Source organism: Streptomyces venezuelae, from assembly GCF_008642355.1.
Classification (GTDB): domain Bacteria; phylum Actinomycetota; class Actinomycetes; order Streptomycetales; family Streptomycetaceae; genus Streptomyces; species Streptomyces venezuelae_B.
Window position 1 is genome coordinate 2929791 of sequence record NZ_CP029193.1, and the last position, 12845, is coordinate 2942635.

Below are 12845 nucleotides of genomic sequence, written 5' to 3' on the forward strand. Positions count from 1 at the left end.
AGCAATGCCCCGGAACCTAACGGAGCAACTGGGCCCGCACCAGGGGGAGTTATCGGGACATCCTGCGGTCACAGACCGGACGTCAGCAGAGAATCCAGCCCGAACTGACCCCGCGACCGCTGATCCTCCCCTTCACCCACACGCAGCGGTGGCCCGCGTGGACCGTCACCGGACCCGCGTGGTGGCTGTAGCGGCCTTTGTCGCGGGCGGGACGGCCGCCGCGCGCCTTGACGCTGACGGACATCGACTTGCGGGCGCCGGTGCGCTTGGCGACGGCCACGGCGCACACGTAGCCGCGGGACTTGAAGACGTCGACGCGGCCGGTGCTGAAGGGCAGGGTGCGCACCTTGCGGCCCGCGCAGAGGCCGTCGACGGCCTGCGCCGACGAGGTGCCGGGGCCCGCGAGAGCGAGGAGTACGGCGGCTGCGAGCACGGCGGTGCCGAGCGTCAGCCGCCGCCGTATCCGACCGGTGCCGCGCCCACTGCTCACGATTGCCCCTCCCGCCACTCCTGCCGCAACGTTCTGAGGTACGGACGCAGACCGCGGCCCGTGCGGTTGCGGGATCCCGGCCCCTTTTTCCCGGCAGCCGCTCTCAGGCCGCCTCGACCGGCTCCCCCACGAACGTCCGCCACAAACGCGCGTACCGCCCGTCGAGCGCGAGGAGCTCCTCGTGCGTGCCGTCCTCGGCGACCCGGCCGTGGTCCATCACGACGACGCGGTCGGCGCGGGCCGCCGTGGTGAGGCGGTGGGCGACGACGAGCGTGGTGCGCCGCCCGGCGATGCGGTCGGTGGCCTGGTTGACCTGCGCCTCCGTGGCGAGGTCGAGGGCGGCCGTCGCCTCGTCGAGGAGCAGGATGTCGGGGTCGACCAGTTCGGCGCGGGCCAGCGCGATCAGCTGGCGCTGTCCCGCGGAGAGGTTGCGGCCGCGCTCGCTGACCTCGTGGAGGTAGCCGCCGTCCAGGGTGGCGATCATGTCGTGCGCGCCGACCGCGCGGGCTGCGGCCTCGACCTGGGCGTCGGTGGCGTCGGGGCGGCCGTAGGCGATGGCGTCGCGGACGGTGCCCGCGAAGAGGTACGCCTCCTGCGGGACGACACCGAGGCGGTGGCGGTACGAGGTGAGGTCGAGGGAGCGCAGGTCCGTGCCGTCGACCGTGACGCGGCCCGCCGTCGGGTCGTAGAAGCGGGCGACGAGCTTCACGAGCGTCGACTTGCCCGCGCCGGTCTCGCCGACGAAGGCGACGGTCTGTCCGGCGGGGATCGTCAGGCGTACGTCGCTGAGCGCCTCCTCGGGCTCGCCGTCGCCCGTGGCCGCGTACGCGAAGTCCACGTCCTCGAAGGCGATCTCACCGCGCAGGGAGAGCACCTCCCTGGGCTCGTCGGCGGCCTTCGTCGACGTCGGCTCCTGGAGCAGTTCCTGGATGCGGCCGAGCGAGACGGACGCCTGCTGGTAGCCGTCGAAGACCTGCGAGAGCTGCTGCACGGGGGCGAAGAAGAGGTCGATGTAGAGGAGGTACGCGACGAGCGCGCCGGTCGTCAGGGTGCCCGCCTCGACCCGACCTGCGCCGACGATCAGCACGGCGACGACGGCGACGGAGGACAGGAGCTGCACGAACGGGAAGTACACGGAGATCAGCCACTGGCCGCGGATGCGGGCCTGCCGGTAGCTGTCGCTGTTCTCGGCGAACCGTTCGGCGCCCGCGCGCTCGCGCCGGAAGGCCTGCACGATGCGCAGCCCGGCGACGGACTCCTGGAGGTCGGCGTTGACGACGGACACGCGCTCGCGCGCCAGCTCGTACGCCTTCACGCTCGACTTGCGGAAGAAGTACGTGCCGACGACCAGCAGCGGCAGTGTCGCGAAGACGACGAGGGCGAGCTCCACGTCGATGACGAGCAGGGCGACCATGATGCCGAAGAAGGTGACGACGGAGACGAACGCGGTGACGAGCCCGGTCTGCAGGAACGTCGACAACGCGTCGACGTCGGTCGTCATCCGGGTCATGATGCGCCCGGTGAGCTCCCGCTCGTAGTAGTCGAGCCCGAGCCGCTGGAGCTGCGAGAAGATCTTGAGGCGGAGCGAGTACAGGACGCGCTCGCCGGTGCGCCCGGTCATGCGTGTCTCGCCGGTCTGCGCCGCCCACTGCACGGCGACCGCGGCGAGCGCGAGGCCGGACGCTGTCCAGACGGCGCCGAGCGCGAGGTCGGAGACGCCCTCGTCGATGCCGTGCCGGATCAGGACGGGAAGCAGCAGGCCCATGCCCGCGTCGACGGCGACGAGGAGCAGGCTGAACAGCAGCGGCACGCCGAATCCGGCGAGCAGCCTGCGCAGCCCGTACGACTCCTCGGGCGTGACGGCCCGTGCCTCGTCGATACCGGGGGTGTCGGTGGCCGGGGGCAGCGCGTCGACCTGGGCGAGGAGCTCGGGCGTGGACGGCATCCCGGCGAGGGCGGGGTCCTTGGCGCTCTTGGCGTCCCGGTCGCCGGTCCACAGGGCGGGCGTGATGCCGCGCTCCGCGTCGAACTCGGCGTCGAGCTCGTCGCGTACGGAGGTGTCCTCGGGCAGGTCGGCGACGGGCAGGGCGTGGCCGGGCGATACGCCGCCGAGCTCGTCGGGGTCGGTGAGCAGCCGCCGGTAGAGGGCGGAGCGCTCCTCCAGCTCCTCGTGGGTGCCGAGGTCGGCGAGGCGTCCTTCGTCGAGGACGGCGATGCGGTCGGCGAGGCCGAGGGTGGAGCGGCGGTGGGCGATGAGCAGGGTGGTCCGCCCCGCCATGACGCCCCGCAGGGCCTCGTGGATCTCGTGCTCCACGCGCGCGTCGACGGCCGATGTGGCGTCGTCGAGGACGAGGAGGCGGGGGTCGGTGAGGATGGCGCGGGCGAGCGCGATGCGCTGGCGCTGGCCGCCGGAGAGGGTGAGGCCCTGCTCGCCGACCTTGGTGTCGTACCCCTCGGGCAGCTCGGATATGAAGCCGTGGGCCTGGGCGGCGCGCGCGGCGGTCTCGATCTGCTCGCGGGTGGCGTCCGGGTGGCCGTAGGCGATGTTGGCGCCGACGGTGTCGGAGAAGAGGAAGGAGTCCTCGGGGACGAGCCCGATGGCGGAGCGCAGGGAGTCGAGGGTCAGCTCGCGCACGTCGTGGCCGCCGATGAGGACGGCGCCGTGCGTCACGTCGTAGAAGCGCGGCAGGAGCAGCGAGACGGTCGACTTGCCGCTGCCGGAGGAGCCGACGACGGCGAGGGTCTCGCCGGGGCGGATCTCGAAGGAGAGCCCGTCGAGGACGGGCCGGTCGTCTTCGTAGGCGAAGGAGACATCGTCGAACTCGACCGTCGCCGGGGCGTCGGCGGGCAGCTCCTTGCGGCCGTCCGCCATGCTCGGCTCGGTGTCGATCAGTTCGAGGACGCGCTCCACGCCGGCGCGGGCCTGCTGGCCGACGGTGAGGACCATGGCCAGCATGCGCACGGGTCCGACGAGCTGGGCGAGATAGGTGGAGAAGGCGACGAACGTGCCGAGGGTGATGTCGCCCTCGACGGCCAGCCAGCCGCCGACGGCGAGCATGGCGACCTGGCCGAGCATGGGGACGGCCTGGAGGGCGGGGGTGTAGCGGGAGTTGAGGCGGATGGTCCGCAGCCGTCCGGCGTAGAGCCTGCGCCCGACCTCACGGAGCTTCCCGGTCTCCTGCTCCTCCTGCCCGAAGCCCTTCACCACGCGTACGCCGCTGACGGCGCCGTCGACCACTCCGGCGACGGCGGCGGCCTGGGCCTGCGCGTACCAGGTGGCGGGGTGCAGCCGGGAGCGGGAGCGGCGGGCGATGACCCAGAGGGCGGGGGCGACGGCGAGGGCGACGAGGGTGAGCGGCAGGGACAGCCACGCCATGATCACGAGCGAGATGACGAACAGCAGGATGTTGCCGATGGTCATCGGCAACATGAAGAGCAGGCCCTGGATGAGCTGGAGGTCGCTCGTCGCCCGCCCCACGACCTGCCCGGTGGACAGCTCGTCCTGGCGCCGCCCGTCGAGCCTGGTGATCGTCCCGTACATCTCGGTCCGCAGGTCGTGCTGGACGTCGAGGGCGAGACGGCCGCCGTAGTAGCGGCGGATGTAGGTGAGGACGTAGACGACGAGGGCGGCGCCGATGAGGGCGCCCGCCCACGGGCCCATGGAGCGGGTGCCGCCCTGTCCGTCCTGGCCTATGACGTCATCGATGATCACCTTGGTGATCAGCGGTACGAGGGCCATGACGGCCATGCCGCCGAGCGAGGAGCCGAGCGCGAGCACGACGTCCTTGGGGTACCGCCACGCGTACCCGGTGAGTCGTTTCGCCCAGCCCCGTTGCTCCGCCACCAGCTGCCTCCCGTCGACCTGACCTGCCGAGAGGCCCAACACGGCGGGACGCGGATTTCATCCCGCCGCAATAAACTGGGCTCAGCTGCCGGGCACCGCCACGAACGCCTCACGCGGCGTGTCCGTGGGGGCGTACCTGTTCGCCGACGCGGCGCGGGGCGTCAGATCCTTGTGGATGGCCTTGGCCACCCCCTGGATCGTGGCGACGCCATAGTTCATCGTGCTGTTGCCGTGCGTGAGCACGGAGATCGTGTAGTCGTGGCCGCCGCCCTTGAACGCGCCGATGCTGTGCACGCGCCAGCCGTGCGTCGACCGCTGGAGCCAGCCGTTCTTGACGTGGATGGAGACGCCGGACGGCGTGCCCGCCGGGGTGCCCCAGCGCTGCGACGAGACGACCTTGCCCATGAGCTTGAGGATGTAGGCGCGCGCGTTGTCGCTCAGGACGGTGTTCTTGGCGGTGATCAGGGCGAGCAGCTTCTGCTCGTCGGTCACGTTGATCCGGGTCAGGCCCCAGTAACCGTCGGCCCCCGGCGTGGTCTTCGTCATCTTGGCGGCCTTGAGGAACTCCTTGATCTTCCCCGTGCCGAGCTGCCGCCAGAGCGTGCTCGTCGCCGTGTTGTCCGACTTGGTGATCATGGCGTACGCGAGGTCCGACTCGCGCTCGGTCAGCTTCCGCTCGGTCTTCTTCGCGTCCCACAGGAGCGCCGCGAGCACGGTCGTCTTGACGACGCTCGCGGAGTCGAACGACGTGGACCCGCGCAGGGTGCAGGTCGTCTTCGTGGTCCGGTCGTAGAGACCGACCGCGACCGTGCCCTTGCGGTTCTTCAGCGCGGCGGTGATGTCCTTGGTGAGCTTGGCGGCGAGACCGGCCTGCGCGGAGGTGCAGGTGACCGTGGGCGCGGGCGCGGCGACGGCGGGCGTCGCGGTGGCGGCCGTGCCGAGCGGCACGAGCACTCCGGCGGCGAGGCCTGCCGAGAGCATGCGGGCGCGCCGGGACATCCCGGATATCGGGTCAGTCATGGATTCTTCCCATCCCCTTGGGTTCGTACGTACAAGACCCTCGGGGCCCGTACCGGCGCACCTCCCCCGGCGCGCTCGCCCTGTATGACACACCAGTACCAGTGACGGTTGCACGGGAAGTGACGCTGATCAGCGGGGGCGGTCGCCACGGCTGCGGGCGATCCGGGTCACGTCCCGCAGGGCCTCGGCCATGCGGGCGGCCAGGTAGCGGAGCTGGGGTTCGGTGGCCTTCGGATCACCGACCAGGTCGGTGGCGTGCTGGAGGAGGTCGTCGGCCATGCCGATCTGGACGGTTTCGATCTGGTCGGCGACACGGGAGAGACGGCCGGTGCCATCGCCGATGAGGTAGCAGGGATTGCCGTCGGAGTTGGTCCAGGGGAGCAGACGGGCGCCGGTCGTGTCGGGGGCGGGGGTCTCGTCACGCACGTTCATGTCGGGTACTCCGGTGATGGTTCTTCGACCTTTCGCATCGCTGTGTAGCGATGCGCTCACAGAGTGAGACGAACCGGATTACCCTCGCCAGGGGGCAGCGCGTGACAAGCCCTCTGTCACATGGGAGTTGACGATGAGCAACATCTACGGGGAATGGCTGAAGTCCCAACGGGAGGCAGCCGGGCTCACGCAGCAGGAGCTGGCCGACATGGCGCTCATGACGCGTTCGCACATCGCGCACATCGAGGCGGGCCGCCGCATTCCCTCCCGGGAGGACGCGCGGAGGCTGGACATGGCGCTGGGCACGGGGAATGTCCTGAGCAGCTTCCTGCCGGACGACGACATAGCGGTGGCGGAGTACTTCGAGGCGGCGCTGCAACTCGAACAACAGGCGACGATGATCCGGGAGTTCGCGCTGTCGTTCATCCCCGGCATCCTCCAGACGGAGGGGTACGCGCGTGCGGTTCTGGGCACGTCGTTCCCTCCGGTGGGCGAACAGGAACGTGACAGACTCCTTGTCACACGCCTTGAGCGAGCGAGGGCCCTTGCGAATCCCGTGACGCCCGTAGTGTGGGCGCTACTCGATGAGGCGGTACTGCGTCGGGTGATCGGCAGTCCCGCAGTGATGGCGGAACAACTCCGGCACGTTGAGGCGCTGGTCAAGTCAGGGCGCGTGCGCGTACACGTACTGCCGCTCACCCTGGGTTTTCACCCACTGCTGGAGAGCATGCTCACGCTGATGTGGTTCGAGGACCAACCCCCCGTGGCGTACAGCGAGGGAGTATGCATGGGCAAGGTCCACGACTCCCCCTCCACGGTCCACCAACTGCAGGCTCGTTACGATCACGCACTGAGTGACGCACTGCCCCTGAAGGAATCACTCGCCCTGGTACGGGCAACGGCGGAGGACTACGAACACCATGACTAGCCACACCATCCCGAACGCTGCCGCACTGAACGGCTGGCGGAAGTCGTCCTACAGCGGCAGCGAAGGCGGCAGCTGCGTCGAGGTGCTGGACGGCCACCCCGCAGGCATACCCGTCCGCGACTCCAAGACACCGCACGGCCCCGCACTGGTCTTCCCCCCGGAGGGCTGGTCCTCGTTCGTCACGGCGATCAAGGACGGACGCCTCACCGACTGACGTCCCCCCTCTAGACCTGATGCGTCGGCGCGAACATCCGCAGCAGCGCCGGAAGGACGACGACCGACGGCCCCGGTTCGGACAGCGCCTTCGCGAGGTCGTCCCGGAGCGTCTCCGGGGTCGTACGGACGCCCGGCACTCCGAACGACTCCGCGAGCGCGACGAAGTCCGGCCGCGCCAGCTCCGTGGCCGTCGCCTCGCCGAACGCGTCGGACATGTACTCGCGCAGGATGCCGTAGCCGCCGTCGTCGACGATCAGCCAGGTCACGTTCAGCCCGTACTGCTTCGCCGTCGCCAGCTCCGCGATCGAGTACATCGCGCCGCCGTCGCCCGAGACGGCGAGCACCGGGTGGGAGGGGTCGGCGACGGCCGCGCCGAGCGCGGCCGGGAAGCCGTAGCCGAGGCCGCCCGCGCCCTGCGCCGAGTGCATGGTGTTGGGGCGCCGCGCGTCGAAGGCGGACCACGCCCAGTACGCGAGGATCGTCATGTCCCAGAAGGACGGTGACGCGTCCGGCAGCGCCTCACGGACGGCGGCGAGGACCTGCTGCTCCCGGGTGAGGTCCTGGGCGGCGATGCGCTCGCGGACCTTGCCGAGGACCGCCGCGACCCGCTCGGGCGCCGACGCGTCCTCCCTGGGGATGTCGATCGTCTCCAGGAGCGCCGACAGCGCCGTGCGCGCGTCCGCGTGGATGCCGAGCGCCGGGTGGTTGGACTCCAGCTTCCCCGCGTCCGCCTCGATCTGGATCACCCGGCCGCGGGGCTTGAACGTGTGGTAGTTCGAGGACAGTTCGCCGAGGCCGGAGCCTACGACGAGCAGGACGTCCGCGTCCTCCAGGAAGTCCGTGGTGTGGCGGTCCTCCAGCCAGGACTGGAGCGAGAGCGGGTGCTCCCAGGGGAAGGCACCCTTGCCGCCGAAGGTCGTGACGACCGGGGCGTCGAGCAGCTCGGCGAGCGCGCGCAGCTTGCCGCTCGCGTCCGAGCGGACGACACCGCCGCCCGCGATGATCGCCGGGCGTTCGGCGCGGGACAGCAGGTCGGCGGCGACCGCCGTCAGCTCGGGGCGCGGCACGACCTCCTCCGGAGTCGCGTCCATCGCCGTGACGACGGGCAGCGTCGTCTCCGCGAGCAGCACGTCCTGCGGGATCTCCACCCAGACCGGGCCGTGCGGTGCGGTGAGCGCGGACTCCCAGGCGGCGGCGACGGCGGACGGGATCTGCGAGGCCGTACGGACCGTGTGCACGGACTTCACGATGTCCCTGAACGAGGCCTGCTGGTCGCGGAGTTCGTGCAGATAGCCGTGACGCCCGCCGCCGAGCCCGGCCACCGGGACCTGGCTGCCGATGGCGAGGACCGGCGAGGAGCCCGCCGCCGCCTCCTGGAGCGCGGCGAGCGAGGTGAGCGCGCCGGGGCCGGTGGAGAGCAGCAGCGGGGCGACCTCGCCGGTGATGCGGCCGTACGCGTCCGCCGCGAAGCCCGTGTTGTTCTCGACGCGGAATCCGACGTACGAGAGCGAGGAGCGCCGCAGCGCGTCGAACATGCCGAGCGCGTGCTGGCCGGGCAGTCCGAAGACGGTGGTCGCGCCCAGGCCGGCGAGGGTCTCCATGACGAGGTCGCCGCCGTTGCGCCCGGGGGGCGGGTTGAGGGCGGCCTCCGTCTGGCGCGGCGTGGGGCGCAGCACCAGGTCGTGGTCGTGGGTCATGCGGCGTCTCCTCGTTCTCGTGCCGGTGTCGACTACTGCTGCGCGGCGCGTCCCGCGGCGATCTGCCTGCTCATGATCGTCGTCAGTTCGTACGCGGTGTGGGAGGCGGCGACGGCCGTGATCTCCGCGTGGTCGTAGGCCGGGGCGACCTCGACGACGTCGGCGGAGACGAGGTTGCAGGAGGCGAGGCCGCGCAGGATCTCCAGGAGTTCGCGGGAGGTCATGCCGCCGGCCTCGGGGGTGCCGGTGCCGGGCGCGTGGGCCGGGTCGAGGCAGTCGATGTCGATGGAGATGTAGAGGGGGCGGTCGCCGATGCGCTGGCGGAGCTGGTCGGCGACCTCGTCGGCGCCGCGGCGGTAGATGTCCGCCGAGGTGACGATGCCGAAGCCCATCTTCTCGTCGTCGGTGAGGTCCTTCTTGCCGTACAGCGGGCCGCGCGTGCCGACGTGGGAGAGCGCCTCGGTGTCGAGGATGCCCTCCTCGACGGCGCGGCGGAACGGCGTGCCGTGCGTGTACTCGGCGCCGAAGTACGTGTCCCAGGTGTCCAGGTGCGCGTCGAAGTGGAGCAGCGCGACCGGGCCGTGCTTCTTGGCGACCGAGCGGAGCAGCGGCAGGGCGATGGTGTGGTCGCCGCCGAGGGTCATCATGCGGGCCCCGGAGCCGAGGAGGTCGTCGGCGGCGGCCTCGATGGTCTCCACGGCCTCGTTGATGTTGAACGGGTTGGCCGCTATGTCACCGGCGTCCGCGACCTGCGCGAGGGCGAACGGCGAGGCGTCCTGCGCCGGGTTGTAGGGGCGCAGGAGGCGGGAGGCCTCGCGGATCGCGTTGCCGCCGAAGCGGGCGCCGGGACGGTACGAGACGCCGGTGTCGAACGGCACGCCGACCACCGCGATGTCCGTCGTGCCGCCGACCTCGTCGAGGCGGGGCAGCCGGGCGTACGTCGCCGGGCCCGCGTACCGCGGGATGCGGGAGGAGTCGACGGGGCCGCGGGGCGTCTCGTTGCTGCTCATGGAGTGCCTTTCTTTGTGCGCGTCTGCACGCTTCGATGCGCTTTGTGGGCGCTTTCTGACTTTACTGAGGTGTGGGGGCCGGTTCGGCCGCGGGCTGTTCCGCCGCGGGCCCGGCGCCGCGTCCGGCGAGCCGCTCGCGCCAGGCGGCGAGGACCTGCGCGTCGGTCGGCTTCGTGGCGAGGGAGACGACGGCGTACACGGCGAGGGAGGTCAGCAGGCCGTAGTAGACGGGCTCGTTGGCGAGGATCCCGTACCACCACATGAGCCCGATCACCGACAGGCCGCCCGCGACGACCGCCGCGAGCGCGCCCGCAGCCGTCCCGCGCCGCCACAGCAGCCCACCCAGGATCGGCACGAGCAGCCCGCCGACGAGCAGGTTGTACGCGACGGTCAGAGCCTCGACGACGTCGTTGAGGGCGATGGCGATGACGATGACGGCGACGCCCATGGCGAGGATGAAGGCACGGTTGCCCTTGACCTCGTCGTGCGCCTCACCGGCCGGCTTCCCCACCGCGCCGCGCAGTCGCGACCAGATGTCGTTGTTGGCGACGGTGGCGCAGGCGATGAGGGCACCGGACGACGTCGACATCACGGCGGCGAGCGCCGCGGCGAGGACGAGGCCGCGCACGCCCATGGGCAGTTCGTCCTTGACGATGGTCGCGAAGGCCGCGTCGGCGCTCGGCAGCTTCGGATACATGACCTTGGCGGCGGTGCCGATGACGGCGCCCGCGATGGCGTACACGAGGCAGTACGTGCCCGCGACGGTGCCTCCGTAGCGGGCGACCTTGTCGCTGCGGGCGGTGAAGACGCGCTGCCAGATGTCCTGCCCGATGAGCATGCCGAACGTATAGATCAGCACATACGTGAAGATCGTCTCGCCGCCGACGCCCAGCGGGTCGAAGTACTCGGTGGGCAGCTTCGCCTTCATCTCACCGAAGCCGCCCGCCTTGACGACCGCGATGGGCAGCAGGAGCAGCAGCACGCCGATCGTCTTCACCACGAACTGCACCATGTCGGTGAGCGTGATGGACCACATGCCGCCGAGCGTGGAGTAGGCGACGACGATCGAGCCGCCGATGACGATCGCCACGGTGCGGTTCAGGTCGAAGAGGACGTCGAAGATCGTGGCGTACGCGATGGTCGAGGTGACCGCGAGCATCAGCGTGTACGCCCACATGACCACTCCGGAGATGACACCCGCGCGCCCGCCGTAGCGCAGGTCGAGCATCTCGGAGACGGTGTACACCTTCAGGCGCGCGATGCGGGCCGAGAAGAACACGCTCAGCGCGAGGAGCCCGAGGCCGATGGTGAAGACCATCCAGGCGCCGGAGAGCCCGTACTGGTAGCCGAGGCCGACACCGCCGATGGTGGAGGCGCCGCCGAGAACGATGGCGGCCATGGTCCCGGAGTACATCCAGGGCCCGAGGCGACGCCCCGCGACCAGGAACTCGCTCTTGGACTTGGCGCGGCGCATGCCCCACCAGCCCATGGCCAGCATCCCGGCGAGATAGACGACGATCACTGTGTAGTCGACGGCCATGGGGGGCCTCCTTCGCGCACCTCGGTGGCGTGTCGTGCAGATGGGGGTGAGGACCGGCCGCGGGGACATCCGCCCGTACCCGCGGCCTCCGGTCGGCACGACCCTAGGTGGCCGGAAAGCAACGCTGAAGTGTACGTTTCCTCTACTTTCCGCGCCCTGTACGGATGGAATGCCCATATGGCCGACCCCACGGCACCCCCCACCCCTCCCGTGCCGCTCGCCGCGCTGCTCGCCCGCGAGGACCTGGGCCTGCGGCAGCTCGCCGGGCCCGACGCGCGGGCGGCGGGCACGGCCGTGCAGTGGGTGCACACCTCGGAGATGGCGGACCCGTACCCGTACCTGCTCGGCGGCGAGCTGCTCCTCACGGCGGGCGTGCACATCACGGACCCGACGGGCGCGGAGGGCTCCCTCGACGCCTACGTGGCGCGCATCGTCGCGGCGGGCGGCGCCGCCCTCGGCTTCGGCGTGGCGCCCGTGCACGACACGGTGCCGGGCGCCCTGGCGGCGGCCTGCGACCACTACGGCCTGCCCCTCGTCGAAGTCCCCCGGCGGACCACCTTCAGCGGCGTCGCCCGCGCCGTCTGGCGGCTCATGGCCGAGGCACGCCACGCCGAGCTGCGCCGGGTCACGGAGGCGCAGCAGGGCCTCGCCACGGCGGCGGCGAGGACGGACCCGGTCCCGGCTGTCCTGCGCCAGCTGGCGTCGCGCCTCGGCGGCCTGACCGTCCTGTACGGCCCGGACGGCACGGAGCTGCAGTCGGCGGGCCGGACCGGGGAGGCGGCACGGGGCGCGCTGCGGGAGCTGACGGGCGTCGTACGCCGCGCCGCTCCTGCGGCCCCGGCCTCCGCGTCGGACACGGTGGGCGCCACGCACCTGGCCGCGTACGCGCTGGGCGGCGGCCGGGGCTTCGCGCTGGGGGTGGCCACGGACCGCCGCGAGCCGGGCGACCACACGATCGCGGGGGCCGCGGTGGTGCTGCTCTCGCTCCTGACGGGCGAACACCAGAGCACATCGGAGGCCGCGCGCTCGACGGCCCTGGTCCGCCTGCTCCTGGGGGCTCCGGCGCGTGCGGTGGGCGCGCTCCTCGGAACCGACACCTGGACGGTGGTGCACGCCCACGGAGACCGCACCCCCTTGTCCACGTCCGCGCTCGCCGCGGCGCTGGGCACGGCGCTGGTCGACCCGGACGAGGATCCCGTACGCCTCCTCGTCCCCGCCGACCGCGAGATCACCCCCGTGGAGGGCTGGACCCTCGGCGCCTCCGCACCGGTCCCCGTGGCGGGCCTCGCGGCGGCCGACGCGCAGGCGGCCCGCGCGTTGCGCCGCGCGGAGGCCACGCGGGTCCCCCTCGTCCGCCACCACGCGAACGGCCTCGCCGCCTTGGTGGCCCCCGAGGAGGCCGACGCCCACGCGCGCGTGCTGCTCGCCCCGCTGGCCGACAACGAGGCCCTGACGTCGACCCTGCGCACCTGGCTCTCCCTGCACGGCAGTTGGGACCGCACGGCGGTGGCCCTGGGAATCCACCGCAACACGGTCCGCCAACGCATCACCCGCTGCACGACCCTGCTGGGGGCAGACCTGAACGACCCGGACATCCGCATGGAACTCTGGTTCGCCCTGACCCGGACGGCAACCTAGGAGCAGCCACGGGCAAAGGGGCGCGGGGAA

General features: G+C 71.6%; 10 protein-coding genes. 3 read left to right on the forward strand and 7 right to left on the reverse strand.

Features of this window, described 5'->3' with window-relative positions:
• Positions 1-82: 82 nt before the first annotated feature.
• The 4 genes from DEJ47_RS13575 to DEJ47_RS13590 form a co-directional block, all read right to left on the reverse strand.
• A complete protein-coding gene (locus tag DEJ47_RS13575; RefSeq protein ID WP_398334578.1) occupies positions 83-493 on the reverse strand; it encodes a hypothetical protein in 411 nt (136 codons plus the stop codon).
• 100 nt (positions 494-593) lie between these two features.
• Positions 594-4334 (reverse strand): ABC transporter ATP-binding protein, encoded by a 3741-nt coding sequence (locus DEJ47_RS13580; RefSeq protein ID WP_150168144.1) that lies wholly within the window; start codon positions 4332-4334, stop codon positions 594-596.
• An 81-nt stretch (positions 4335-4415) separates the two neighbouring features.
• Entirely contained in the window at positions 4416-5354 is a 939-nt protein-coding gene (locus DEJ47_RS13585; protein WP_150168147.1) for a serine hydrolase, read from the reverse strand.
• Positions 5355-5483: 129 nt separating this feature from the next.
• A complete protein-coding gene (locus tag DEJ47_RS13590; RefSeq protein ID WP_150168149.1) occupies positions 5484-5786 on the reverse strand; it encodes a hypothetical protein in 303 nt (100 codons plus the stop codon).
• A 133-nt stretch (positions 5787-5919) separates the two neighbouring features.
• On the opposite strand from DEJ47_RS13590, the gene DEJ47_RS13595 reads away from it, so the two are divergent.
• Positions 5920-6714, forward strand: a complete 795-nt coding sequence (locus DEJ47_RS13595) for a helix-turn-helix domain-containing protein (RefSeq protein ID WP_150168151.1) — start codon at positions 5920-5922, stop codon at positions 6712-6714.
• Positions 6707-6928: a DUF397 domain-containing protein gene (locus tag DEJ47_RS13600; RefSeq protein ID WP_150168153.1), complete on the forward strand. Its 222-nt coding sequence runs from the start codon at positions 6707-6709 to the stop codon at positions 6926-6928. Before DEJ47_RS13595 ends, DEJ47_RS13600 begins: the two co-directional genes overlap by 8 nt.
• Positions 6929-6938: 10 nt before the next feature.
• Here the strand turns inward: DEJ47_RS13600 and DEJ47_RS13605 are convergent, their stop codons facing one another.
• The 3 genes from DEJ47_RS13605 to DEJ47_RS13615 all read right to left on the reverse strand — a co-directional run bounded on the left by DEJ47_RS13605 (position 6939) and on the right by DEJ47_RS13615 (position 11177).
• Positions 6939-8627 carry a thiamine pyrophosphate-binding protein gene (locus DEJ47_RS13605; RefSeq protein WP_150168155.1) on the reverse strand — a complete coding sequence of 563 codons (1689 nt, stop codon included), beginning with the start codon at positions 8625-8627 and terminating at the stop codon, positions 6939-6941.
• A 32-nt stretch (positions 8628-8659) separates the two neighbouring features.
• Positions 8660-9637, reverse strand: a complete 978-nt coding sequence (speB, locus tag DEJ47_RS13610; protein WP_150168157.1) for an agmatinase — start codon at positions 9635-9637, stop codon at positions 8660-8662.
• Between the two features lie 61 nt (positions 9638-9698).
• A complete protein-coding gene (locus DEJ47_RS13615; RefSeq protein WP_150168159.1) occupies positions 9699-11177 on the reverse strand; it encodes a sodium:solute symporter in 1479 nt (492 codons plus the stop codon).
• Positions 11178-11354: 177 nt separating this feature from the next.
• Here DEJ47_RS13615 and DEJ47_RS13620 point away from each other — a divergent pair, with 177 nt between their 5' ends.
• Positions 11355-12815, forward strand: coding sequence for a PucR family transcriptional regulator (locus DEJ47_RS13620; RefSeq protein WP_150168161.1), 1461 nt, complete (start codon positions 11355-11357; stop codon positions 12813-12815).
• Positions 12816-12845 lie beyond the last annotated feature (30 nt).

Bases quoted from the DNA above. Each gene is read 5' to 3' on its own strand.
- DEJ47_RS13585 (WP_150168147.1), bottom strand. From the start codon at position 5,354: ATGACTGACCCGATATCCGGGATGTCCCGGCGCGCCCGCATGCTCTCG.
- DEJ47_RS13590 (WP_150168149.1), bottom strand. From the start codon at position 5,786: ATGAACGTGCGTGACGAGACCCCCGCCCCCGACACGACCGGCGCCCGT.
- DEJ47_RS13595 (WP_150168151.1), top strand. From the start codon at position 5,920: ATGAGCAACATCTACGGGGAATGGCTGAAGTCCCAACGGGAGGCAGCC.
- DEJ47_RS13600 (WP_150168153.1), top strand. From the start codon at position 6,707: ATGACTAGCCACACCATCCCGAACGCTGCCGCACTGAACGGCTGGCGG.
- DEJ47_RS13605 (WP_150168155.1), bottom strand. From the start codon at position 8,627: ATGACCCACGACCACGACCTGGTGCTGCGCCCCACGCCGCGCCAGACG.
- speB (WP_150168157.1), bottom strand. From the start codon at position 9,637: ATGAGCAGCAACGAGACGCCCCGCGGCCCCGTCGACTCCTCCCGCATC.
- DEJ47_RS13615 (WP_150168159.1), bottom strand. From the start codon at position 11,177: ATGGCCGTCGACTACACAGTGATCGTCGTCTATCTCGCCGGGATGCTG.
- DEJ47_RS13620 (WP_150168161.1), top strand. From the start codon at position 11,355: ATGGCCGACCCCACGGCACCCCCCACCCCTCCCGTGCCGCTCGCCGCG.